This is a genomic window from Shewanella sp. WXL01 (assembly GCF_012263345.1).
GTDB lineage: Bacteria > Pseudomonadota > Gammaproteobacteria > Enterobacterales > Shewanellaceae > Shewanella > Shewanella maritima.
In genome coordinates this window covers 231455-255136 of record NZ_JAAIKQ010000001.1, presented here as the reverse complement: position 1 = coordinate 255136, position 23682 = coordinate 231455, and the positions used below count along the sequence as shown (strand labels likewise).

The window sequence follows — 23682 nt, the reverse complement described above, 5'->3', positions numbered from 1 at the left end:
GGCGAACGCATAATCATCATAATAACGAAGTAGAGATTTATGGAACCCGCGATATTTATCATTACCTTACTGTGCGGCATTTTAGTTAGCCGTGTTGGTTTACCACCACTCATCGGTTATCTAGCCGCTGGCTTTTTACTGTTTGTGTTTGGTATTGATGAAAACAGTGTCCCACTGCTGCAAACCCTTGCAGACTTAGGCGTTACACTGCTGCTATTTGCCATTGGTTTAAAACTGGATCTTAAGAGTTTACTCAAAGCAGAAGTATGGGCGGGTTCGAGCTTGCACCTTGTTGGCTCAATGATGTTCTTTGTAGCTGTGCTCAAGTTACTAGCCTTATTAGGGCTAGATAGACTGGTAGGGCTCGACTTAAATCAATTGCTTCTCATCAGTTTTGCATTGAGCTTTTCAAGTACGGTATTTGCAGTAAAAGTACTTGATGAATCCGGTGATACTCAGGCGCTATATGGCCGCGTTGCCATTGGTATCTTGATTATGCAAGACATCTTTGCAGTGCTATTCCTGACTATCTCTAAAGGTGAATTCCCTTCAGTTTATGCATTGGGTTTATTGCTGCTTCCGCTACTGAAACCACTTATCTACAAGATTTTTGACCGTGTAGGTCACGGTGAAATGCTAGTGCTATTTGGTCTATCAATGGCATTAGTGATGGGGGTTTGGCTGTTTGAATCTGTGGGTCTCAAGCCTGATTTAGGCGCTTTGATCATGGGTATTTTGCTGGCAGGGCACGCTAAATCATCGGAGCTGGCAAAATCGATTTACTACTTTAAAGAGCTGTTCCTGGTTGCCTTCTTCCTCACCATTGGCCTAAACGGTCTACCAACCATTGAAGACGTTGGGCTAGCAGCGTTACTGGTGCTGTTAATCCCAGTAAAAGTGATGATGTTCTTTAGCTTATTAACCCACTTTAAGCTGCGTGCCCGCACTGCAATTTTTGCTTCATTTAATTTAGGTAACTACAGTGAGTTTGGCCTTATCGTGGCATCGGTAGCCGCATACAAAGGCTGGCTACCTGCCGAATGGCTGGTCATTATTGCCGTGGCCTTAAGTATCAGCTTTTTGGTTGCCGCACCGCTCAATGCCAACGTCAACCGCATTTATCAACGCTATCATGCCAAACTCCTAGGTAAAGAAAAGCATCCTTTGCACCCAGAAGACCGCCCGATTGCTATCGGTAAGCCGAGGTTCTTAATCTTGGGTATGGGCCGCATTGGTAGCGGTGCATACGATGAGCTTAAATCAATTTACCCCGATGAAATTTTAGGTATTGAGCATAAGCAAGAGCTGGTCGACTTCCACTTATCTGAAGGTCGCAATGTGGTACAAGGCGATGCGAGCGATACCGACTTCTGGGAGAAACTAGAACGTGCACCTGAGCTCGAAGTTGTACTGCTGGCTATGCCACACCACATAGGTAACATGTTTGCTGTGGAGCAATTAAAGCGCCTTAACTACAAGGGTAAAATTAGCGCGATAGTGCAATATAGTGAGGATGCTACAGCACTGAAAGAAGCAGGGGTCGAAGCAGTATATAACCTGTATGAGGCCGCGGGTGCTGGTTTTGTTGACCATGTAGTTAAGGAATTGATTGACCCACAAGTGGCTACCAGCGGCCTAGTGCATGCCGACCATGCTGAAGCCGAAAAAGAAATCGCACCGACGCTATCTAAACCTTAACATCCTAAGCCTCAACAAGATTGGCGATTTAATATGGATATTAGCTGGCTTGCCCTTGGGTTATTCATGCTGGTGCTAATCGCGCCAGCAGCCATTAACCGTCACTATCAGCTCGGCTTAGGGCGCGAAATGCTTGTTGCCATAAGCCGGATGACGGTGCAAATGCTGCTGGTAGGCATCTACCTTGAGTTTGTATTCGCCCTTGATAGTCTCGCGCTCAATTTAACCTGGCTGGCGATCATGTTAGTGGTGGGCAGCAGTGCGATTATCGGCAAGGCTAAACTCCCCAAGCAAACCATGTTTATGCCAATGACGCTCGGTTTACTCATTGGTGTCACACCCATTCTCGCCATCCTAATGTTAGGTGTGTTTGGCCCTACACCTTTTTATAAAGCCCAATTTCTCATCCCTACAGCAGGTATGCTGCTCGGCAATAGCTTAAGCAATAACATAATTGCCCTTACCAGACTGTTTGATGCATTTAACGAAAAACAAGCTGAGTATCAAGGCGCGCTAGCTTTAGGGGCGACACCAACGCAAGCAGCAACCCCCTTTATTCAAAGCGCGATGCAACAAGCCTTTGCGCCAATTTTAGCGTCAATGGCAACAACCGGGATTGTCAGTTTACCCGGTATGATGACAGGGCAGATTCTAGGTGGCAGTGACCCAATAGTCGCAGTGAAGTATCAAATCGTCATTTTAGTTGCTGTACTTGCCTGCATCAGTTTATCTGTTAGCTCAGCGCTGTGGCTGACGCTAAAGAAACTACTGAACGAAACTGGAAAAATGCGCTTTAACCGAGTTTAGGTGAGTCTGAAGTGCAACTATTAGTTCACTCTTCCAATAGCTGGCGGTCACTAAGACTCGGTGGGGTAGACGTTACGATGAAGTGTAAGTCTTGATCTGCTAGGTTTTTAAGTTGATGAGGTGTATTCGCAGCAACGTGTTTTCCTTGCTGAGCACTTAGCTCAAATACTTCACCATTTACCTCTAATGTGGCACAGCCAGATAACACAAAAAAGAACTGTTCAGACTGAGTATGCAGGTGACGCGCTTCCTGACAGCCAGGTGGCACCCGCTCTTGGATCACGCTTAAACGCTCGCTACTTGCTAGATGCCAACCATCACAGTTATCACCCCAAAGGTAATGCTCAGCATTATGCTTAGAGACTACTGTCATACTTCATCCTTGAGTTGTTAAAAAATCAGATAGTTAGCGTTTTACTCTGACCCAAATTCAACGAATTTAGCTTTCTTGGCTAAGAATTTCTTTGGCGTACTGCAGCGCTTTTAGCTCTTGCTCACTTGGGTTTAGCTCGATGACTGAATTCACTTGTGTAAGCAACGAGTGCCACAAAGGTTCAATCACATGCAGCTGCTCTTGGTTGGCATATTGCTTAGCAAGAGTCAGCAAATAAGCTGATTGCACTACATCGATTCGACCTAACATGCCATCAGCAAGTGCCACACTTAACTCAATCATGGCAGTTGCATTGTGACCATAGCGGATCACATCATGTAAGTACTGCTCAGCCCTGGCTAGCTCTTCTTTTGTGGCTTGTTCGCAGTTAAGCGTATCGCTGGCGCAGCGTAGCATAGCGTCAAGCTGACCGTGCTGTGCTGCTTCATTTAACCAATAGTCAGCCTTGTCATTATCCACCTCGCCCGCTTCGCCAGATTCAAACATTAAGCTTAAGTGGTACTGGGCATGGGCGTAACCAGACTCAGCGGCCTTAGTTATCCATACGCTCGCCTCTCGCAGCAAGCTGCTGTCAATATTATCCAGCTCAGACTGCAGTTGTTGCTGATACTGTTGATAATAAAGCACACCAAGGTTAGACATGGCTTCAGCATTTTCTTGTTTGGCGGCTAGCTCAAGCCAATGTTTCGCTTTATCTAACTCAACCTCAAACTCATGGCTACCCACCAAGTAGAAATAGCCAAGCAGTGCTTTGGCATCAATTACACCATGCTCTGCAGCCTCAGCAATGAATTGCTCACCTTGTTGCGGTTGCGCCTGACCTTGGTAACCATGGAGCAAGCTTACGCCATGCTCGTACAAAGCCTGGTGATGGTGCTCTGCTGCTAAGGCGAACCAATGAGCCGCTTGAGCAAAGCTTTGCTCTGCGCCCTGCTCTTTCGCATCCTTATTAGGTTTATCAGTTACGCGCTCAAGGGCTTGCTCTTGCTCCTGCAGCATCAGCGCTTTGGCTTTTAGCGACATGCCAACTAGATATTGCGCTTCAACGTCATTTTGCATCACCGCGCGATAACAAAGGTCGCGGCCAGCTAACGAGTCAAACTCAACAAAACGATACTCAGGTAGATTCTTATTAAACTGTGGGTAGAGCTTTTCAATTAACTGCAGAATATTTTTTATCGACTTTTCGGCAATCGCGATCAGCTGCTCTTGGGTAAGGTGATATTTTTCTGGGTGAGCACCGCGGTTACCATCACCGCGTAAACGGTGCAAAGCACGTACTGTTGGCACATCAATCAAACGCGCTTTATTAAGCTGCTCAATGCGGTCATAAAGGTTGGGACTAGAAAAGTGAAGTTGCTGGCGCTGAGCAAGCACCATGGTGAGCTTGTGAGTAAAGCTACGCACAAACACTAACGCCTGCGTAGGAATATCCCTAACATAGCTCTTGGCACTGGCGTAATCTTCACTTAACTCACTGGCGAATCCTTCAATAAACTCGATGTCATTTATCAAGTTTGACTCCTTACCAACCCTTGTTTGATTTAGGCGATAGTATCGTCGCTTGGCTCAGGTTTGTCGTTGCGGTTGATCATATATAGACGGAACAGCGCCACGTTTACAAACAAGCTAAAGAACGCCACCACAGTATCGACAATAATCTGCAAAGGTGCGCCGACCTGGGCAGCAACCGCTGACAAGTTACCACCGACTAGTGAGATTGGCAGATACAGCATCAACACCATAATGGTTTTTAGTACTACAGGCTTAGAAAAATTAAAGCTGGCTTTAATTGCCTGCAAAGGTGTGATGCGTTCAACCACCACCATGAAGTTAACAAAGGCAAGACGAGCAAATAGATAAAAGCTCATGGTTAAGCCGATTAACCATAGCGGACCAAACGCGGCAAACAGCACAAACGGCATCAAGATAGCCAAACCAGAGAATACACCCGCTAGCAATAATGGCGGCACAAAGGTAAAGCTCTCTTTAAGAACACGGGCTGGCGTGACATCGTAGCCCTGCGAGCGCACTTCCATAAACAAGGTTAATGCGGCAATCAGCAGCGAGAACACCAACAGCAAAGCCATCATGGCTGCGCCGTGAATAGCACCAAACTCAGGCGTTTCAGCTTGCGACTGAACCAGCATTTCGCCACCTAGCCATTGTTGAATTATCACCTGCAAAATCAACATAGGAATAGTAAGCGCCGCTAGCTGGCGAACGTGGTTACGAAAAAAGTTATATGCTTCAGTCAAAATAGCAGACAGTGACATTCTATGACCCAAATTAGTAAAAAGGTGGTGGTTAGCAAACCTGAGGTCAGGTTAGCTGCTAAGGATACCGAAAAATCAGCGATTGCTAAACACCGAGGTGTAAATCCTAGATACGATGGCTATCACATTTGTAATAGAAAGGTTAAGATAACGCCAAGACCGAGGTTAGCGCCAATTTATAGGAAGGCAAAACATGAAGTTACTACAGAAACTCTTTTCAAAAACATTATCAACAACACTTTTAGCGGTATTTGCGCTAGTTATCGCAAACCCAGTTTCAGCAAGCTGGCTCGACAACATCTTTGGCGGTAATGATGAAAAACCTGCAACAGAGGTTGCAGAGACACAAGCGGCGGTACATTCTAACCCACTTGTAGGCTCTGTCATGTCTCAACTTGGCTTAAACCAGTCGCAAGCTGAAGGCGGCTTAGGCACCCTATTAAGTGTGGCAAAAGACAACTTAAGCGGCAGTGATTTCAGCCAGTTAAGCGACAGTATTCCTGGTGCCGATATGCTTTTGAGCGCTGTACCTGCTTTAGCGGGTGATTCAGGCATGTCAGGCCTGCTATCTCAAGCTGGTGACCTAGGCAGTGCGCTGCAAGGGAGCGCTATGGTTTACGATGCATTTGAGAAACTTGGCATCTCTAAAGAGCTGGTCGCACCTATGATCAACATAGCTAAAAACTACCTGGAACAAAATGGTGCTGAAGATACCACAGGCCTGCTAATGCAAGGTCTTGGCTCACTGCTCTAGCCTATGTTTAGCCTTTAAAAAAACAAATAAAAGCGCCTGATAACATCAGGCGCTTTTTAGTTTAAGGTGGCTTATACCAATTAGCACAAGAATGTGATCATTCTTACTAGTTAAAATCGCTTATAACTTCGTTAGAAATTTTGTAGGTAGAGCAACTAGCTAGCTGCAATTTCTGCCTTGTTCTAAACGATTTCACCTGCGTAATTTCTGAACACCTACTCATCCCAATTGGCATTATTTTCAAGCTTATTCTGACAATCGCTGATACACAAATGAACACAATTTAATCTGCCCTGTGTTCGCCCACCCTGCCATGCACTGGTATATTCAATAACCAAGATGTTCAGTCTCAGTCGTCACCAGCACCACTGAGAAGCCTGCCGAGGAAACAAATATGATTGCCAAGCTGAAACAGTTTTTTGCTAACCCAAGCCCGAGCTTAACCCCAGAGCAGCAAACCGCTCAGCTTAACCTAGCCGCTGCAGCGTTATTACTAGAGGTGGTATACGCAGATGAGCAAGTCGCTAGCGACGAAACAGCGCTTTTACCAAGCTTACTCACTGACACCTTGGATTTGACTGAGGCAGACGCCACTGAACTTGTGAATGAAGCTAAACAAGCTCGCCACGATGCTACCTCATTGTATGAATTTACCGGCCTAATAAACGAATCATTCGACCTTAACCAGCGCCAGCAATTAATACTAGCCATGTGGCGCGTCGCTTATGCTGATGGTGAGTTGTGCCGCTACGAAGACCAAATTATTCGCCGCACGGCAGACTTACTTTACCTTAAACACAGCGAGCTGATTAAACTGCGTAATATTGCTATGCAAGAGAACCCTCCAGCGCAAAGCTAACGTTTAGTCCGCTACAGCGCTAAACTGTGGCCGCTAAACTTTGACCGCGCGCTTTTGGTGGTGGGATTTTTGCAGCCAGATTAATGGTGCAACAATCGCCATCATTATCGCCACGTAAATCATGCTAAAGCCAAGGGCGATACCTAAAGCAATACAAAACACACAGCTCGCCGCAATCAATAGTCGGTATTTAGCGCCCAACAACTTAAATGCCGATAACATAGCCAGCAAGTAGATCACCACAAACACACCGTTACTCCAGGCGATTAAACTCTCTAAATCCTGCCCACTAATAAAGGTCAGCACCATCACCACCGCCATGATCGATAAAATTGCCAGCAAAGCATTGAGCGGCACACCATGCTCGTTGCGTTTGGCAAAGCGCTTAGGCAATACCCCTTGCTCGGCAAAGCTCCACATTAACCGTGCAGCACTCGCTGCGTACACATTTACCGTCGCTAAGCCACTTGCCACACCTAAAATACCGATGATTTGCACGCCAAAACCTGCCAAAGGTGTATCGGCTAACCAGTAATTAAACGCCGCAATCATCGCCACGCCTTCAGTGGTATCAGGGGTATTTAGCAGCAACAAGGTACATAAAAGGTAAATTACGCCCACAAGTACAGTGCCCATTAGCATTGCCGGCAGCATATCCTTTTGCGGCTTTTCAAAATCACCGGCTAAATGGGTCATGGCTTCAATACCTAAAAAGCTCCAAAAACCAATGCCGATGGCAAGCATAACGGGCTCTAGCTGCCAGTGAGCAAATGGAGTAACAGCATCTGCAGACATCAAACTAGTACTGCTTGAGCCCATTAGCAGCGCAACTACAGTAACGATCGACAAAGTGAGGCTAAATTGCAGCTTAGCTGACACCTGAATGCCGCGCATATTAAGTAGCAGCAACACGACAATAATCAATAATTGCACTGCTAACTGAGCTAAACCATCCATGGGTAACATGGCATTCATAAATTGAAAGGTCATCAAAATAGCTGCCGGGGCTCCGATAGGGATCACCAGCAAAAAGCACAAGCCGATCGTGCGCCCAAGCGTCTTACCAAACACCCGCTCAACATAGTAGGCAGGCCCTGCAGCGTGAGGGATACGCCCAGCAAGTAAGCCAAACACTAACGCCACTGGAATAATGGCGAAAGTTAAAATCACCCATGCCCACAATGCACCTTCACCGGCAATGGCAATCGACATCTGCGGCAATATAAATACCCCAGTACCCAACAATGTGGTGGCCATTAATCCGGCGCCTTGCCAGCGACCAATCCCAACAGCTGATTGACTCATAACTATACTCAACTCTTAATTAATCTGTATTTCTGTAGGTGTTTTAATATGGCTATTATAAAGTGATAACCTAAAAAAATGTGTTGGAACACACTTCAAAAATGTAGGCTTTTGCCGTCATATTGTCGGTCTTTAATTATTTTTCCGTCAAAGTGTCGGAAAGAGTGTATTAAACTAACTAGAACAACAAGATTTTAATGCTAGAAATCCACCTATTTTAGGAGCATTTGTGACTACTTCACTAGATAAGTTTGATCAGGCGATCATTAAACAGTTAAGGCTCAATGCCCGCCATTCTATTTCATACATTGCCGAGCAAGTGAATCTCTCGCGTAGCGCTGTGACTGAAAGGATTAAAAAGCTTGAACAAACTGGGGTGATCCGTGGCTATCAGGTGTTGCTTAGCGAATCGCAAAAACAAGGTGTGTCGGCGTATTTAGAGATCCAACACCAATGTGCTAAATGCGCCGATGTAGTGCAAGTGTTCCATCAAATCCCTGAAGTAATCACTTGCCAGGGGATCACTGGTGATATGGACTTGCTAGTATTTGTGCAAGCCCCGTCAATGCAACGCCTACATGAGATCCGCGAGTTTATCGATGCCCAGGCCGATATCGTCAAAATTAAAACCCATGTGGTAATGAGTGAATGGATTAATAATCAGGGGTGAAACTACAACACCTTAAGCAAAGCAATCACTCTATCAGCTAAATATGAGTAACAGACCCAAAAACGCGAGCACTAAGCTCGCGTTTTCAGTTTAATCCCTGCAACTACAATTTTATGTTGTGTGAGTCCTAAGCGAGCTGCTTACCCATTTCAATGCCCTTACCTCGTAAGTCTTCAAGCTTATCGGCAAGCCCATCCATATCCATTCTTATTACCCCAGCATCATTTGCTTGAGTGGCAAACCAACAGGTAAATGACTCGTGGTCGCGGTCGTCATCCCAGTACTGGAAGATGATATCAGCTAAAAACATCATAGAGGCGAATTTAGACTCGGGGGTTGCCTTAGTAGGAACGCGCTGATACTCGATACCTGCAACCAAATCTGGGGTGAACTTCCAACTCTTTGCTAACAGAGCTCCCACTGACGGTGAATCAAAACCAAGTAGCTTAGTTTCTAACTCTTGCTGACTGCCACCAGCCTCAACGGCAGCGATAATCTGATGACTTAATTCAGGTTCAATTGTCGCGATAAGCAAATCACCAATCTTATGTAAAATACCACAAGTGAATACTTCATCTGGCGCCACGCCAGAGCGTTTTGCGAGCTCTTGAGCATACAGCGCTTTCTCAAAGGTTTCGCCCCAAAACTTGGCAATATCAATACCCTCAACTTTAGGCACTGCGCCGATAACAGCCGAAGCAATCACCAAAGTGCGCAGGGTTTGCATGCCCAAACGCACAACGGCTTCATCAATAGAGCCAACCTCGCGGCTACGACCAAAATGGGCAGAGTTAGCAAGACGTAGCACCCTTGCACTAATGAGTGGATCTTGTGCCACTTTGGCCGAAACTTCTTTAGTTGAGATATTGTCGCTATTGACTGCTTCTAGTAATTCGCTGATGGCTTTAGGTAGGCGTGGTAATTCATCAACTCGGCTTAGTAACGCACTTGAATCCATTTCAATTCTCCATTTTATAATCGTGCTACTCAGTAACTAAAAAATAGTACACGCCAACAAACTTAGCCAAATACACTTAAACATAAATGATGATTTTAAAAGGAAAAACAATTTCAAACAGCAAGACAAATTTACAAGATTCACTTAGATAATAGCCACAACTCGCGTTAAACTTAGGCTTAATATCAACACCATCTAAAGCATCGGGTACTAGCAACATGGCGCATCAATCGATTGCCGATATAAATTTCTTATGGGGTCAGCTAATTCTTGAGGAGCTGCAGCGCTTAGGTGTAAAACATGTATGTTTGGCCCCAGGTTCTCGCTCATCGCCACTGACTTTGGCGGCGGCCCAGCAAGCTAAGCTTACTACCCATAGCCATTTTGATGAACGTGGTTTAGGTTTTATGGCACTGGGGCTTGCAAAATCTAGCCAAGCACCAGTAGCAATTATTACCACCTCAGGCACGGCGGTTGCAAATCTTTACCCTGCAGTCATTGAAGCCTGGTTAACCCAAGTACCTTTGATAGTGTTGTCGGGCGATCGCCCTATTGAACTAATTGACTGTGGTGCTAATCAGGCGATTCCACAACCTGGAATTTTTGCTCAGTACGCCAAGCAGATTAATCTACCCACGGCTGATTTTGACTTCCCAGCGAGTGCGCTGCTGACCAGCCTAGATCAAGCAGTAAGCGGCCTAACTCAACCTCTGCACATTAACTGCATGTACCGCGAACCACTCTACCCAGAGAAGGTATGCGCCCTTGGCGAGCAAGACTCAGTTGCAATCCAAAACTATCTAAAGCCATTAGCCAACTGGCTTGAACACAGCCACCCATTTACTGATTATCAGTCCAGCGTGCCTGGCAACACACCTTGCGAAGCCAGTCTGCGCCGCTTTGTTCATGGCAAAGGCTTGATTGTACTGGGCACGTTAAGCCCTGATGAAGACCCAAAGCAAATCCTTGAACTTGCTAAAACCATTGGCTGGCCAGTGCTAGTTGATGCTCAGTCACAACTGCGGCAGCACCCGCAAGTGCTCGGGCATATCGATCAGCTGCTACACCACAGTCCAAGTAAAAAGATGCTACAACAAGCCGATCGCGTATTAGTGTTCGGCGGGCGCTTTGTCTCTAAGCGTTTAATTCAATACCTTGCCGAGCAGAGCTGGCACACATACTGGCAAGTGCTTGCACATCAACAGCGCCTCGACCCAAGTCATCAGACTAAACAAGTTTGGTTAAGCTCGATTACTCATTTCTGCCGTGCGCCTTGGCACCGTTCTTCTCAGGCATTGTGGGCTGATAGCTTGCAAGCAACTAACCATCAGCTGGAAGCGATTTTTAACGATAAAATTGATAACGGCGAGTTTGGAGAAGCGCAAACCATGCGCGAAATTGCCAAATACAATAGCGGTGAGCAGCAGCTATTTATTGGTAACAGCCTACCTATTCGTCTTTACGACATGTATGCTCCGTTAACGGAAAAAACCAACAACATTTATACCAACCGCGGCGCTTCGGGTATTGATGGTTTAATCGCTACCGCAGTTGGTGTAGCCAAGGGCAATCAACTGCCAACAAGTATGATCATTGGCGATATTTCTTGCCTGCACGACCTCAACTCATTTGCATTACTAAAACAGCTAAGCAGCACCTTTGTTCTGGTGATTTTCAATAACGATGGCGGCAATATTTTTAACTTATTGCCAGTACCTAACGAGCAGCTACGCAGTGATTATTATCGACTAAGCCACGGCTGTGAATTTGGTTATGGCGCGGCTATGTTTAACCTAGCTTACCGTCAGGTTGATGAGTTAGACGACTTCAAGCAGGTTTATCAAGAAGCGTTTGAGTTTGAATGCGCAAGCGTTATTGAAGTCAATGTCAGCCCGAATCAAGCTAGCGACCAAATCGCAGAGCTGGCTCAATGGGTCAAACAAGCGTTATGAGCATAATTGATACTGCCAGCTCAGGTATGGTTCGTGTCAGCCGTTTTGGAGAGCTGCATTTACCCAAGCTAGTTTTAGTCCATGGCTTTTTAGGCGCTAAAGAAGACTGGCTGGCTTGCATGCCAATACTTAGCCAGCAATTTCACTGTATTTGTGTCGATTTACCCGGCCATGGCCAATCTAGGGCGCAACTTCCTACGCCTGGGCTAGAAGCAGCGGCACAAGCCATTATTGCCACACTTAGCTCACTGCAATGCCACCAGTTTCATCTTGTTGGCTACTCATTGGGAGGACGCATTGCTTTGCACATCGCTAAGCTATTCCCACACAAACTCCTCAGCCTTACGCTTGAGTCAGCTCACCCAGGTTTAACTGACGATAAACAGCGCGATGAACGCCTTAATGCCGATAAGCAATGGGCAGAAAAACTGCAACGCTTGCCAATAGTGCAATTTTTGCAGCTCTGGTACCAGCGAGGCGTATTTAGCGATTTAACTGAAGATGAGGTAGCCAAGCTTATCGCTAAGCGCAGCAACAATAACAACCAAGCACTGCTTAATTGTTACCTCGCCACTTCCCTCGGCCATCAACAGGATTGTCGTAATGTGATTAGCCAACTAAAGCAGCCATGTCACATAATTGTCGGCCAACATGACCAGAAATTTTCCAAGCTGGCAAAACAGTGGCAAACTGAGCAGCCACTAAATGTGATTAGCGTGGAACATGCCGGCCATAATATCCATAGCCTGCAACCACAGCTGTTTAGTCAGCAGCTACTCAAGCTATTGAACAAGTAGCTCAAGCTAGATTGGAGTTTGTATGCCAGCACAGTTAGCCGACACCGCCATGATTACTGAGTTTACCTTAACCAGTTATCAAATCGACCTGCAACCAAGCCTGCCAGTTGGCAAGCAGCGGATTGATAATCGCCAAGGCTTAATCTTAAACTTGCGCCTGAGTGATAACGACAATGAGCAACAAGAGTTTGTCGAAATTGCGCCCCTTTCAGGCAATGACATTGACGGCCAGCCAATCAGTAGCTTCAGCTCAGAATCACTTGAGCAAGTCACCAGCTACCTACAAACTCAGCTACCAATAGTGCTTGGTAAGCCCATCTCAAGCTTGTATGAGCTAATTGATGATTGCGACTTTGCCAGCGTGCAATTTAGCCTAAGTTTGCTACACGCTAAGTTTACCTCAAGCTTTAATCAGGGCCTCGCTGACGACCGCGAAGCGCCGTTGGTTTATGATGGCATGAGTGATAGCACACTTAAGCAAAAGCTCGACAAGGCTGACCATCATGCAATTAAGGTAAAAGTGGCGCAAACCGATATGGCGAGCGAGATTAAGTTCATCCACAAGATCCTTGAACTAAAGCCCAAGTTAAGACTAAGACTTGATGCCAACCGTGGCCTGACGCTAGAACAAGCGTGCGAGCTGCTAACCTGCATTCCAAAGGCTAGCGTCGATTATATTGAAGAGCCTTGCATCCATATCAAAGACAACCCTGCCGTGTACCAAAGCATTGGGGTGAAATACGCGCTAGATGAGTCACTGCTAAAACCTGAGTTTACACTGTTATCTACAAACGGTGTGCCCGAGCCTGGTTTAGCGGCATTGGTCATCAAACCTGGCCTTTACGGCAGCATCGACAAGCTGCAGCGACTTATTGAGCAAGCCAACGAGCATGGCATTCGCTGCATTCTCAGCTCAGGTTTAGAGTCTGATGTCGCCATTAATGATTTGCGCAAACTTTGCCACGCGCTCACACCCGATGATATTCCAGGGCTTGATACCCTTGCTCCATTTACCCAGCGCTTATACCGCGCCAATCCAACAGACAGCGCAACAGGCAGTGCGATGGGCAATGGCATGAGCGAGCAGCTCGATATGAGTCTACTCAAGGTAATTGCACAGCAAAGTCTTGTGAGTGCTTAATTGTGGACTTAAGCGCGCTCACCTGCTCACCACTGCACCAAACCGCCAAGCAGTGGCCGCTAAACTGTGCCGTAAAATGGCTACAGCGATCCGCAGGTGAATCGGATGGTGGCGCAGATGCTATCTCCCTAAACAGTGACCAACAGAACCTTTCAGCTAATAGCAACCGGCCTGGTCGCTGCCAATCAATCAACTACCAAACGCTAAGCTTGTTGGTACACAAAGTGGCAGCTCAGCTTACCGTGCTTGGCGTCAAACAAGGCGATATCATCGCCGCTGTTAGCAGCAACAATCTTGAGCAAATCGTTCTTTACTGGGCATGTGTCGATACGGGCTGCATTTTTATGCCGATTTCTGCACGCTTTGCTGATAGCAAAATTGCCGAGCTTATTACTGAACATGAAATAAAGCTGGTGTATTGCGAAGATTCACAGCGTCAATCATCGCTTAATGTGCGCTCGCAAGTCAGCTGGTTTATGCCTGACTTAAAAGCCGGCTTAAACGCAAAGGCGACAGATTCAGCGAGCCGCACTGCAAACAACGCCAATAGTATCAGCTCTAACCCCAACGATTTTGACCCACAGCGCCCGGCCAATATCGTGCTCACATCAGGCTCTAGCGGTAAGCCAAAATCGGCGCTGCACAGTCTAGCTAACCATATTTACAGCGCCGATGGCGCTAGGGAAACCATTGCTCTTAGAGATGAAGATACCTGGCTGTTGTCACTGCCACTGTTTCATATCGGCGGGCTAGCAATTATTAATCGCTGCGCCCTCTCTGGCAGCGCGGTTATGTTGCAGCACACTGAATACTCGATTGAGCAGCATATAGTTGCGGGCAAAGTCACTCACTTGTCCTTGGTCACCGCGCAAGCGCGCTCGCTACTATTTGAAACGGATTCTAAGACTCAACAGCAATCTCTAACGGGCATCAAAGCCATGCTACTTGGCGGCGGCGCGATTACTGATGACATTATCCAGGCTTGCCTAGCCAATAACATTCAAGCTTATACCAGCTATGGTATGACGGAAATGAGCTCGCAGATCACCACTGCCAGCGCCAATACGCTTGGGCATCACGGTGCGCCGCTCAAATATCGCCAACTTGAAATTCGCGATGGGGTTATTTGGGTCAAAGGCGAATGCTTATTCTTGGGCTATTGGTCTAAACAAGGTTTGCATTGCCCTGTTGATGACAATGGCTGGTTCAATACCAAAGATAAAGGCTATTTGAACGAACATGGACAACTGAGCATTAGCGGCCGCGCCGACAACATGTTTATTTGTGGCGGTGAGAATATTCAGCCAGAAGAAATTGAAGCGGTTTTAGTCGCCCATCCCAATGTGCGTCAGGCAATCGTGTTTGGCATCAAGGATACTAAGTTCGGCTTGTTACCTGCAGCTATTATTGATTATGTGAATATTCAGCTGCAATCATCCACTGACGAGGAGCTAGCTCAGTCTGTCAGCAATAAGCTCGCGCGCTTTAAGCGCCCAAGGCAGTTTTACCCATGGCCGAATAATGTTGCATCAAGCGGCCTCAAGATGGCGAGAAAGCAGGTTGTCGCAGCGGTTTTAGCTAACTCACAAGCTTAATCAAATTCAAGTTCAGCCTTTCCAAGTTATTTCAAATAACTCGCACAAAAAAACCTGCCGCAGCAGGTTTTAATATTTAGTCGGAACAACTAACAAAGCGATTGGTTATCTAGATTACATATCCATCTGCGATTTCAGCTTGTTCATCGCGTTCTTTTCAAGCTGTCTGATACGCTCCGCTGACACTTGATAAGTCGCCGCCAGCTCTTGCAGCGTAGTTTTATCATCATCTAACCAACGTGCACGTAGAATATGCTGGCTGCGCTCATCTAACGTCTTGATTGCAGACAGTAGACGGCTTTGAGAATCGGCTTCCCAGTTAGCATTTTCAACTTGCTCAGCCACATCTGAAGAGTGATCTTCAAGGTATAGCGCTGGTGCATAGTCTTGGTTGTCATCATCATTGTCTGATGCCAAATCAAATGCAGGGTCTTGCGCTGCCATACGTGATTCCATCTCGGTCACGTCAGCTTTCGATACACCTAGGTTTTCTGCCACCATGGTGACTTCTTCGTCACTAAACCAGCCTAAACGCTTTTTAGTTTTACGAAGATTGAAGAATAATTTTCGCTGCGCCTTAGTGGTCGCCACTTTCACAATACGCCAGTTTTTCAGTACGTATTCATGAATTTCAGCCTTAATCCAGTGCACAGCAAATGACACTAGACGAACACCAACATCTGGATCGAAGCGCTTAACCGCCTTCATCAGACCAATGTTACCTTCTTGGATTAAGTCAGCTTGTGGTAAACCGTATCCAGAATAGCCTTTTGCAACATGCACAACAAAACGCAGGTGAGACATAATCAACTGCTTTGCGGCTTGTAAATCGCCTGTTTCTTGTAAACGTTTGGCAAGCTTGTGCTCAGTCTCTGCATCCATCATGTCGATGCTGGTAACAGACTGCAAATAAGCCTCAATAGAACTAATATTTTGAGGAACTGCTAGCGCCATTGATTGCGATTGAGAAGTCATTCGCTCTCCTACATACATAAAACGAAAAAGGCTAAATCTGACTTTGGAAAAGTTGCCAAATGGGCAAGTAAGGTCAATTTAGCTGATGAACTATCGGCTAATCGGCAAGCTATGTCAACTTTTCGCTCACCCATTGCTTAAATTTAACGCAATAGCCGAGGCTAGTTGTACCATAATGCTTTTAAGGTTCAAGTGAACAAACGTTCATCTTATACCCATTGGTATATAATAGCGCCTAGACAGGGGCTTATTAGGTGGGATTCTACTGGCAAAATATGAAGCATAGATGAATCAGGACAAGGTCATGAATTGCTAACGCGCGTTTTCTTATGGGGTTAACGAGCTTTGAGTAAGCAAGCCTCTTTAGCAGGGATGCTAAAGCGGAGCCATCAGGGATGATTTCACGGCGTCTTGCGCAATCAAAGTTCATTAATCCTTAATACATGCTTGATATTCAACCATGCGCTTGCCGTGATAGATAAATTGAGCTTATGTTATTCCGCCACTGATTTAATATCGCCCGGCAGATTTAAGACGGCTCGATTTTGCGTAGATGTTGACGCACAGAAAGGTAAGAACCCAGCCAGCCTAAAAATGACGCCAACAATACCAGCTTAATCAATTCGGCAAATGACAATGACTGAATGCTCAAACTGCTGCCATACAAGCCAAGCAACTCAGCAAGCGCGCCATCGAGATATAGCACAAGCACATTGATGATCAGCCAAGCTAGCACACCACCAATAATGCCGTACCAAATGCCTGTATAAAGAAACGGGCGCTGAATAAAGGCTTCAGTTGCGCCAACTAGCTTCATTACTTCAATTTCGCTGCGACGATTCATAATCGCTAGGCGAATGGTGTTACCTATCACGAGTACCACAGCCAGCATTAGCAACGCAGCAATGGCTAATACGGTTTTTTCAAGTAAATTCACTAACGCCTGCAACCGCTCAAGCCATTCAATATCCAAACGACCAAAACTGACTTCTGGCTCACGCTCAAGCTTTGCAAGTAATTGTCTTGCGCCTGCTGGGCTAGAGTACTTAGCTAACGGCGTCACTGTCACTACCGCTGGCAGCGGGTTTTCATCTAAGTATGACAGCGCTTCACCAAAGCCAGATAAACGTTGAAATTCTTCTAAGGCATCATCACGGCTAATGTAATGAACGGTATCGACCTCGCTATAAACGCGCACTCGAGATATCAAACTTTGAATCGACTGTTCGCTGCGCCCTTCATTAATAAACAAAGAGATTTCAGCAGCGCTGTTCCACGACTCAGTAATGTTCTCGGCATTTTTAACCAGCACTTGTAGCGCTGCTGGCAAGCTTAAACTCACGCCTAACACAGCCATGGTCATAAAAGATGACAGCGGGTTACGCCATAACTCACCTAAACTCGACATACCTTGCTGGATATGACGAATGAAGAACATCACGATACGACCACTTAGCGGCAACTTGCTTTGCGTTATGCTCATCGCGTTACCTCCGCCATATTTGGAGTGAGCGGCTCGTCAGTCTCACCTCCTACCATAGTGCCTTTGCGAAGGGTTAAGGTGCGGTACTTCATACGAGCGATGAGTCCCAGATCATGGGTGGCGATAAGCACTGTTGTGCCTGCATCATGGAAGGTTTCAAATAGACGTAAAATATCCATCGATAACTTAGGATCTAGGTTACCAGTTGGCTCATCGGCAAGGATTATAGGAGGCTTGTTAACAATCGCGCGAGCAATACCGACACGTTGCTGCTCACCACCGGATAACATCACTGGACTATGACGCTCTTTGCCATACAGGCCAACCATATCCAGTGCGGCGCCAACACGCTTTTTGATCTCTCCGTGAGAAAAGCCTTCAATCACTAACGGCAACGCCACGTTATCAAACACGGTTTTGTCCATCAGCAAGTTGTGGTTTTGGAAGATCATGCCGATATTGCGGCGCAGGTATGGCACATGCTTACGGCTCACTTTGGCAATATCATGGCCATTAATACTGACCTTGCCCGCAGTGGCACGCTCAATCACAGTGATCAATTTGAGCAGAGTACTTTTACCAGCACCAGAGTGCCCGGTTAAAAATGCCATCTCCCCCTGTTCTAGGTGGAAATTCACATTCAGTAAGGCTTTTTGTCCTCCTGGATAAACCTTACTGACTTGCTCAAATTGGATCATATATGACTATCCGTGTTGTTATTCTAATTGTTAGTGATTGATATTAATCAGTCTTTTCCTGATTGAACAGGGCTTCAATAAAGTCTGCCGCATCAAACGTACGTAAGTCATCAATTTGCTCGCCCACACCAATATGACGGATAGGGATATTGAACTTATCGGCAATAGCGAAGATCACCCCGCCTTTTGCGGTGCCGTCTAACTTACTTAGGGTAATACCGGTTACACCTACCGCTTCTTGGAATAGCTGCGCTTGGCTGATTGCGTTTTGACCTGTGCTTGCATCTAGGGTGAGCATCACTTCGTGCGGCGCGGTTTCATCGTGTTTCTTCATCACGCGCACCACTTTTTTCAGCTCTTCCATCAAGTGGCCCTTGTTCTGCAAGCGACCAGCGGTATCGGCAATAAGCACATCTACATTACGTGCTTTGGCAGCTTGTAAGGCGTCGAACAATACAGAGGCGCTATCTGCGCCCGTATGTTGAGCTACTACAGGAATGTCGTTGCGTTGTCCCCAAACTTGCAACTGCTCAACAGCCGCCGCGCGGAAAGTATCACCCGCAGCTAACATGACAGATTTACCCTGACTTTGGTACTGTTTTGCTAATTTACCAATAGTTGTGGTTTTACCTACACCGTTAACGCCCACCATTAAAATCACAAATGGACCTTCGCTGTTTTCTGGCACTAACGGCACAGCAACCGGCTCTAGCGTCTTTTGCATTTCTTCACGTAGCAGATCATAAAGCGCTTCAGCATCTTTTAGCTGCTTACGCGATGCATGTGACGTTAGGCTATCAATTAATTTAGTCGTAGTTTCAACACCAACATCGGCAATAAGCAGCTGTTCTTCAAGCTCTTCAAATAGATCGTCATCAATCTTCTTGCCTGAGAATAAGCCCATAAAGCCTGAACCAATATTCTCACTAGTGCGCATTAAGCCACGCTTAAGGCGGGCAAACATGCCCTCTTTCTTCGGCTTAGCTTGTGGCTCTGGTTGCGCCTCTTCAGCTTCTTCTTTAACAGCCTGCTCTGCCGCTAAACGCTCTGCTTCTTCTTTAGCTGCCTGCTCTGCTGCTAATCGCTCTGCTTCTTCCTTAGCAGCCTTCTCTGCTGCCAAACGCTCTGCTTCTTCTTTAGCCGCCTGCTCTGCCGCTAAACGTTCGGCTTCTTCTTTAGCGGCCTGCTCTGCCGCTAAACGCTCGGCTTCTTCTCTAGCGGCCTGCTCTGCTGCCAAACGCTCTGCTTCTTCTCTAGCGGCCTGCTCTGCTGCTAGGCGCTCGGCTTCTTCTTTAGCTGCCTGCTCTGCTGCTAGACGCTTGGCTTCTTCTTTAGCTGCCTGCTCTGCTGCTAGACGATCGGCTTCTTCTTTAGCTGCCTGTTCTGCTGCTAAACGTTCTGCTTCTTCTTTAGCTGCCTGTTCGTTTGCGGCTTGCTCAGCAGCTTCACGCTCTGCTTGTTGTTTAGCAGCATTTTCGGCATCGATTTGCGCTTGATTATCTTGTGATTCAACTACTTCAGGTTCTGGTTTCTTGTCTTTACGAAACCACGAAAAAAAGCCTTTCTTTGCCATGTTTGCTACCAGTGCTTTGTCTATTTAGGGTGTCGATTGCCGCCAAGCTGTTAGCCAGATAGATTTCTATCACTAAGCTCAGCTTTGTCTGTCGGTTTGATATAAAATAACGGCAATGCAGAATGTGGCATAGTCTACCACTTTCTTTCATCAGGCAAAATCACGGGGATCACATGGCTAAAAAGCCCTCAAATAGAGCAAAAAAGGCTACGGCAAATAAGTCTGCTAGTAGTGGCCAGGTAAGGATTATTTCTGGACAATGGCGCTCTCGAAAGCTGCCCATTCATGATCTTGAAGGACTAAGACCGACCACAGACCGCGTGCGCGAAACCCTATTCAACTGGTTAGCCACAGATATTCGCGGCGCTCGCGTGCTTGATTGCTTTGCTGGTAGTGGCGCATTGAGCCTTGAGTCTTTATCACGCTATGCCAAGTTCGCACAAATTCTTGAGCTGCAACAAAGCGCAGCAAAACAGCTTCAACAAAACCTTGCCACCTTAAAGTGCGATAACGCCACGGTAACTCAAACCGATAGTCTGAGTTATCTGGCAAACCAAGCTGAAGATGGCTTTGACGTGATATTTGTTGACCCACCATTTCGTAAAGACTTAGCGAATAAGACTATTGAGCTACTAGCGCAAAACAATTGGTTAAATGAAGATGCGTTGATTTACGTCGAAACTGAATCTGAGCTGACTAATTTAGCTGTGCCAGCTGATTGGCAACTGCTAAAAGAAAAAGTCGCCGGGCAACTCACTTACCGACTTTATCAGGCTTAGATTTATCAAGCCTAGAGCTTAGGTCTAGAGCCCCTTCTTAACAAAGGCAATTATCAGCTAGAGCTTGAGCATAGAGAATCAAGTACAGCGAATTTAAATACACTTAGCAAAAATACAGAGATAGAAATGAACAAATTCATCGTTATAGGCAAACTCGCAACAGCGTTAATGTGGTTGGTGATGATCTACAATCTATTTATGCCATTTGCCGGTAAGGTAAGCATTGCGCTTAACTTTTTCATGCTATTCACGGTCATGATGCACTTATTTCAAGTGCTTATCTTCCACACTATGTTTAGCGAAGCGTTAAAGCTAAAAGGTAAGGATTACCTACAACCATTCTTTTTTGGCGTTTTTGCCCTACTGCAATATCGCCAGCGCCTATTATCTCAATAGTTGGCACTCTTTCAGCCTTCATTCCTGCGCTAACTTATTATTTACAAGCTAAAAAAACCTCGTCAATTGACGAGGTTTTTAATGTCTACTTGAGAGCTGCTAATCAAGCGCTCACAGGCGAATTACTTTTTAGGGTAAGGGTGAACGATGCCTTTGTGACAATCAACACATGTCTTACGCTTATCTGGCTCTTTTTGAGCATTGCGTTCGTGCATACGCTTAGCCATTTTGCTCATAGACTCAGGCTGGTTCTCTTCGATGCGAGTGTGACAGTGGCGGCAATTCGCGCTGTCGTTCGCTCTGAAGTATTTCAGTGCTAGGTCTGCTTGCTCTTTACGGTTTTCGTCTAACCACTCTTGAGTGTTGAAACCGTCAATGGTTAAGAAGCCGTATAGATCTTTCGATACGATGATTTTCTTGATCAAGTAATCAACTGGACCATGAGGTAAGTGACAGTCTTGACACTGAACAGTAATACCTGCGCTACCGCCGCCGTGAGCAGAAGCTAGCACTTCATCTTTCAATGAATGGTTACTGTGACAGCTCATACAGAACTCGTCAGTACTTGTTGCATGTAAAGTTTGTTGAGTCGCAAAGTACCCAACCACACCCACTACCACACCGATTAACAGCAGTACGATAATGGAAATTTTTGCGCTTGGTTTAAAAAGTGCACGCCAATTCATCACTCAATCTCCAAATAGATATTCAAAGTATTCTAATATTTTTGTAGGAAATAATTTTAGATGCTTTTTGCTCCAAAAAACTGATTTCAGTCTAGGTTTTATTAGTAAACCCACAATTAAATAGTAAAAGTGAGACCTAGATCTACAAATGCTAACAGCCTGTGCAGCTAATTAAGCGTTCGTTAAATTTCATACAATTTAACCAGTATGGCATGCTACTCACAATTAGGTAAATGGTTCATTTTATTATCATGTTTTGGACTGAGCTAATATTCGGGCTTGTAATCAAAACTAAACAAAAATTCATCCCCAACCCCTTAGCAAAGCTAAATTTTTGTGAATTGAGTCAATGCACAGTGATACATGTGTGCTAACATCGCTCAAGTGAATCTGTCACAGCTATTGATGAATTAGCTTGTAAATTCGCGCGATAATAGTAAGTTCGCCCAATAAACGGCAGCTTGTTTGTTAGAACATAAACTGGTTCTTTATGCTATTTGGTTCTTTATGCTAAAAATGCTCCACCACCGTTTGCTCGCTACAGCCACCTTGCTGACATTTATATGCCAGCTTGTGCTTGCTAATGGGTTATTAATGGTGCCAAGAGCACATGCACAAGAAGCAGTTGTTGAATTAACTCAAAATACAGTCGCAGATTCACATGCCATGCATTCAGCTCATACCAAAGCAGCTGAAACAAGCACTATGCATTGTCATCAAACTGCCGCATCTACTCCTCAGCCAATGGTAGAACAACCACAAACTGAAGAAGACTGCTGCAGTGAGCCTATGCCTAGCCACCTGGCTAGCGCGAAGACTAACGACAGCAGTCATTGCTGTGACGGTGACAATCAATGTCAGTCTGATTGCAGTCACTGCCTTGTGATTTCAATTGCTGGCACCCTGTTAGACCTCACTCCTTGGTCTAGCAACCCCGCGCCAGAGTCTCCTCTGGCTAGCGTAATACCTCATTTCCACTCGATCGCTTTAGCACAAGATATACGACCTCCGATTGCCTAACTGCGTCCAGCATTAAGCATCAACACCTAGCTACACCCTTTAATATTTTGTTGTTATTAAAGTCAAACGTGCGCCTATTTCAGGTCAAACGCTTTTGGCTCGTTTTCGATGGAGTTCATAATGAAAACCTTAATCCATATTGTTTTTTCAATTTTGCTATTAATTTCCTGGCATCCAGCAGTTCAAGCGAGTGACCACCAGCATCATCATTCAAGTGCTACCCAAGAGTATGTGTGCCCTATGCATGCAGATGAAACCGGCGACAAAGGTGATACCTGCTCTAAGTGTGGTATGTACTTAGAAGCAGCTCAGAAAGCTGATGATAAGCAACATTGCAAGAATCACGGTAAACACTGTGATAAATGCAAGCATGCTAAAGCTAATTGCAAAGACTGCAATGGCTGCGACAAGTGCAAAACCAAAGCTAATTGCAAAGACTGCAATGGTTGCGACGAGTGCAAAACCAAAGCTAGTTGCAAAGGCTGCAAGGGTTGCGATAAATGCAAAGCCAAAGCTAGTTGCAAAGACTGCAAAGGTTGCGACAAGTGCAAAGCCAAAGCTAGTTGCAAAGACTGCAAGGGTTGCGATAAGTGCAAAGCCAAAGCTAGTTGCAAAGACTGCAAAGGTTGCGACAAGTGCAAAGCCAAAGCTCATTGTCAGGACTGCAAAGGCTGTGATAAATACCCAAATAAAACAACCCACGCTCATGCTAAAAAACCGACTCATGTATGCCCAATGAACTCGGCGATTACTGGTTTTGAGGGTGACACTTGCCCAAAATGTGGAATGAATTTAGAGCCAATTGCTAAGCAAAACGCTCACTCAAGCCACGCACATCACTAAAGACGGCAGTGGAGATAGGTATT

At 45.8% G+C, this 23682-nt stretch carries 24 protein-coding genes and 1 pseudogene; 15 read left to right on the top strand and 10 right to left on the bottom strand.

The annotated features are described in order from the left end of the window. The first annotated feature begins 39 nt into the window (after positions 1-39). Positions 40-1698: a cation:proton antiporter family protein gene (locus G3R49_RS01035; protein ID WP_167868376.1), complete on the top strand. Its 1659-nt coding sequence runs from the start codon at positions 40-42 to the stop codon at positions 1696-1698. 33 nt (positions 1699-1731) lie between these two features. Then, a complete protein-coding gene (locus G3R49_RS01030) occupies positions 1732-2505 on the top strand; it encodes an ABC transporter permease (RefSeq protein ID WP_167868375.1) in 774 nt (257 codons plus the stop codon). Positions 2506-2530: 25 nt separating this feature from the next. Here G3R49_RS01030 and G3R49_RS01025 read toward each other — a convergent pair whose 3' ends face one another. The 3 genes from G3R49_RS01025 to G3R49_RS01015 all read right to left on the bottom strand — a co-directional run bounded on the left by G3R49_RS01025 (position 2531) and on the right by G3R49_RS01015 (position 5175). Continuing rightward, positions 2531-2878 carry a cupin domain-containing protein gene (locus tag G3R49_RS01025; protein WP_167868374.1) on the bottom strand — a complete coding sequence of 116 codons (348 nt, stop codon included), beginning with the start codon at positions 2876-2878 and terminating at the stop codon, positions 2531-2533. A 66-nt stretch (positions 2879-2944) separates the two neighbouring features. Continuing rightward, positions 2945-4414 carry a tetratricopeptide repeat protein gene (locus tag G3R49_RS01020; protein WP_167868373.1) on the bottom strand — a complete coding sequence of 490 codons (1470 nt, stop codon included), beginning with the start codon at positions 4412-4414 and terminating at the stop codon, positions 2945-2947. 29 nt (positions 4415-4443) lie between these two features. Continuing rightward, positions 4444-5175 (bottom strand): hypothetical protein, encoded by a 732-nt coding sequence (locus G3R49_RS01015; RefSeq protein ID WP_167868372.1) that lies wholly within the window; start codon positions 5173-5175, stop codon positions 4444-4446. A 193-nt stretch (positions 5176-5368) separates the two neighbouring features. On the opposite strand from G3R49_RS01015, the gene G3R49_RS01010 reads away from it, so the two are divergent. Next, a complete protein-coding gene (locus G3R49_RS01010) occupies positions 5369-5929 on the top strand; it encodes a DUF2780 domain-containing protein (RefSeq protein ID WP_167868371.1) in 561 nt (186 codons plus the stop codon). Positions 5930-6323: 394 nt separating this feature from the next. After that, positions 6324-6788 carry a TerB family tellurite resistance protein gene (locus tag G3R49_RS01005; protein ID WP_167868370.1) on the top strand — a complete coding sequence of 155 codons (465 nt, stop codon included), beginning with the start codon at positions 6324-6326 and terminating at the stop codon, positions 6786-6788. Positions 6789-6821: 33 nt separating this feature from the next. On the opposite strand, the gene yjeH is transcribed toward G3R49_RS01005, so the two are convergent. After that, positions 6822-8093 carry an L-methionine/branched-chain amino acid transporter gene (yjeH, locus tag G3R49_RS01000; protein ID WP_167868369.1) on the bottom strand — a complete coding sequence of 424 codons (1272 nt, stop codon included), beginning with the start codon at positions 8091-8093 and terminating at the stop codon, positions 6822-6824. A 229-nt stretch (positions 8094-8322) separates the two neighbouring features. On the opposite strand from yjeH, the gene G3R49_RS00995 reads away from it, so the two are divergent. Continuing rightward, the gene (locus G3R49_RS00995; RefSeq protein WP_167868368.1) at positions 8323-8763 is read left to right on the top strand and encodes an Lrp/AsnC family transcriptional regulator; all 441 of its coding nucleotides are present in this window, start codon (positions 8323-8325) and stop codon (positions 8761-8763) included. Positions 8764-8890: 127 nt separating this feature from the next. Here G3R49_RS00995 and G3R49_RS00990 read toward each other — a convergent pair whose 3' ends face one another. After that, positions 8891-9721 carry an HDOD domain-containing protein gene (locus G3R49_RS00990; protein WP_167868367.1) on the bottom strand — a complete coding sequence of 277 codons (831 nt, stop codon included), beginning with the start codon at positions 9719-9721 and terminating at the stop codon, positions 8891-8893. A 218-nt stretch (positions 9722-9939) separates the two neighbouring features. Here G3R49_RS00990 and menD point away from each other — a divergent pair, with 218 nt between their 5' ends. Genes menD through menE form a run of 4 tightly spaced genes read left to right on the top strand, consistent with a single transcriptional unit; the run spans position 9940 to position 15206 of the window. After that, positions 9940-11673, top strand: a complete 1734-nt coding sequence (menD, locus tag G3R49_RS00985; protein WP_167868366.1) for a 2-succinyl-5-enolpyruvyl-6-hydroxy-3-cyclohexene-1-carboxylic-acid synthase — start codon at positions 9940-9942, stop codon at positions 11671-11673. Next, positions 11670-12470 (top strand): 2-succinyl-6-hydroxy-2,4-cyclohexadiene-1-carboxylate synthase, encoded by an 801-nt coding sequence (gene menH, locus G3R49_RS00980; RefSeq protein WP_348633895.1) that lies wholly within the window; start codon positions 11670-11672, stop codon positions 12468-12470. The genes menD and menH overlap by 4 nt, the downstream gene beginning before the upstream one ends. 22 nt (positions 12471-12492) lie before the next feature. Next, complete coding sequence (gene menC / locus G3R49_RS00975) at positions 12493-13611, top strand: o-succinylbenzoate synthase (RefSeq protein WP_167868365.1); 1119 nt, start codon at positions 12493-12495, stop codon at positions 13609-13611. Positions 13612-13613: 2 nt separating this feature from the next. Further along, positions 13614-15206, top strand: coding sequence for an o-succinylbenzoate--CoA ligase (gene menE / locus G3R49_RS00970; RefSeq protein ID WP_348633894.1), 1593 nt, complete (start codon positions 13614-13616; stop codon positions 15204-15206). Positions 15207-15320: 114 nt separating this feature from the next. Here the strand turns inward: menE and rpoH are convergent, their stop codons facing one another. The 4 genes from rpoH to ftsY all read right to left on the bottom strand — a co-directional run bounded on the left by rpoH (position 15321) and on the right by ftsY (position 19935). Continuing rightward, on the bottom strand, positions 15321-16181 hold the full coding sequence (gene rpoH, locus G3R49_RS00965) for an RNA polymerase sigma factor RpoH (protein WP_167868364.1): 861 nt from the start codon (positions 16179-16181) through the stop codon (positions 15321-15323). 529 nt (positions 16182-16710) lie between these two features. Beyond that, a complete protein-coding gene (gene ftsX / locus G3R49_RS00960; RefSeq protein WP_130599153.1) occupies positions 16711-17664 on the bottom strand; it encodes a permease-like cell division protein FtsX in 954 nt (317 codons plus the stop codon). Beyond that, positions 17661-18362, bottom strand: coding sequence for a cell division ATP-binding protein FtsE (ftsE, locus tag G3R49_RS00955; RefSeq protein WP_130599155.1), 702 nt, complete (start codon positions 18360-18362; stop codon positions 17661-17663). The genes ftsX and ftsE overlap by 4 nt, the downstream gene beginning before the upstream one ends. A gap of 43 nt (positions 18363-18405) precedes the next feature. Beyond that, positions 18406-19935: a signal recognition particle-docking protein FtsY gene (gene ftsY / locus G3R49_RS00950; RefSeq protein WP_167868363.1), complete on the bottom strand. Its 1530-nt coding sequence runs from the start codon at positions 19933-19935 to the stop codon at positions 18406-18408. A gap of 173 nt (positions 19936-20108) precedes the next feature. On the opposite strand from ftsY, the gene rsmD reads away from it, so the two are divergent. Both rsmD and G3R49_RS00940 read left to right on the top strand, forming a co-directional pair. Continuing rightward, positions 20109-20714 (top strand): 16S rRNA (guanine(966)-N(2))-methyltransferase RsmD, encoded by a 606-nt coding sequence (rsmD, locus tag G3R49_RS00945; RefSeq protein ID WP_167868362.1) that lies wholly within the window; start codon positions 20109-20111, stop codon positions 20712-20714. Positions 20715-20840: 126 nt separating this feature from the next. Further along, on the top strand, positions 20841-21110 hold the full coding sequence (locus G3R49_RS00940; RefSeq protein WP_130599161.1) for a DUF1145 domain-containing protein: 270 nt from the start codon (positions 20841-20843) through the stop codon (positions 21108-21110). Positions 21111-21232: 122 nt separating this feature from the next. Here G3R49_RS00940 and G3R49_RS00935 read toward each other — a convergent pair whose 3' ends face one another. Beyond that, positions 21233-21796, bottom strand: coding sequence for a NapC/NirT family cytochrome c (locus G3R49_RS00935; protein WP_130599163.1), 564 nt, complete (start codon positions 21794-21796; stop codon positions 21233-21235). 594 nt (positions 21797-22390) lie between these two features. Between G3R49_RS00935 and G3R49_RS00930 the strand changes: the two genes are divergently transcribed. The 4 genes and pseudogenes from G3R49_RS00930 to G3R49_RS20280 all read left to right on the top strand — a co-directional run bounded on the left by G3R49_RS00930 (position 22391) and on the right by G3R49_RS20280 (position 23659). Continuing rightward, complete coding sequence (locus tag G3R49_RS00930) at positions 22391-22816, top strand: hypothetical protein (protein WP_245335215.1); 426 nt, start codon at positions 22391-22393, stop codon at positions 22814-22816. A 108-nt stretch (positions 22817-22924) separates the two neighbouring features. After that, positions 22925-23110: pseudogene (locus G3R49_RS20285) on the top strand (heavy metal-binding domain-containing protein); the annotation flags it as partial. Between the two features lie 25 nt (positions 23111-23135). After that, positions 23136-23555, top strand: a complete 420-nt coding sequence (locus G3R49_RS00925) for a hypothetical protein (RefSeq protein WP_167868361.1) — start codon at positions 23136-23138, stop codon at positions 23553-23555. Then, positions 23552-23659 carry a hypothetical protein gene (locus tag G3R49_RS20280; RefSeq protein WP_242620400.1) on the top strand — a complete coding sequence of 36 codons (108 nt, stop codon included), beginning with the start codon at positions 23552-23554 and terminating at the stop codon, positions 23657-23659. Before G3R49_RS00925 ends, G3R49_RS20280 begins: the two co-directional genes overlap by 4 nt. Positions 23660-23682: the final 23 nt, after the last annotated feature.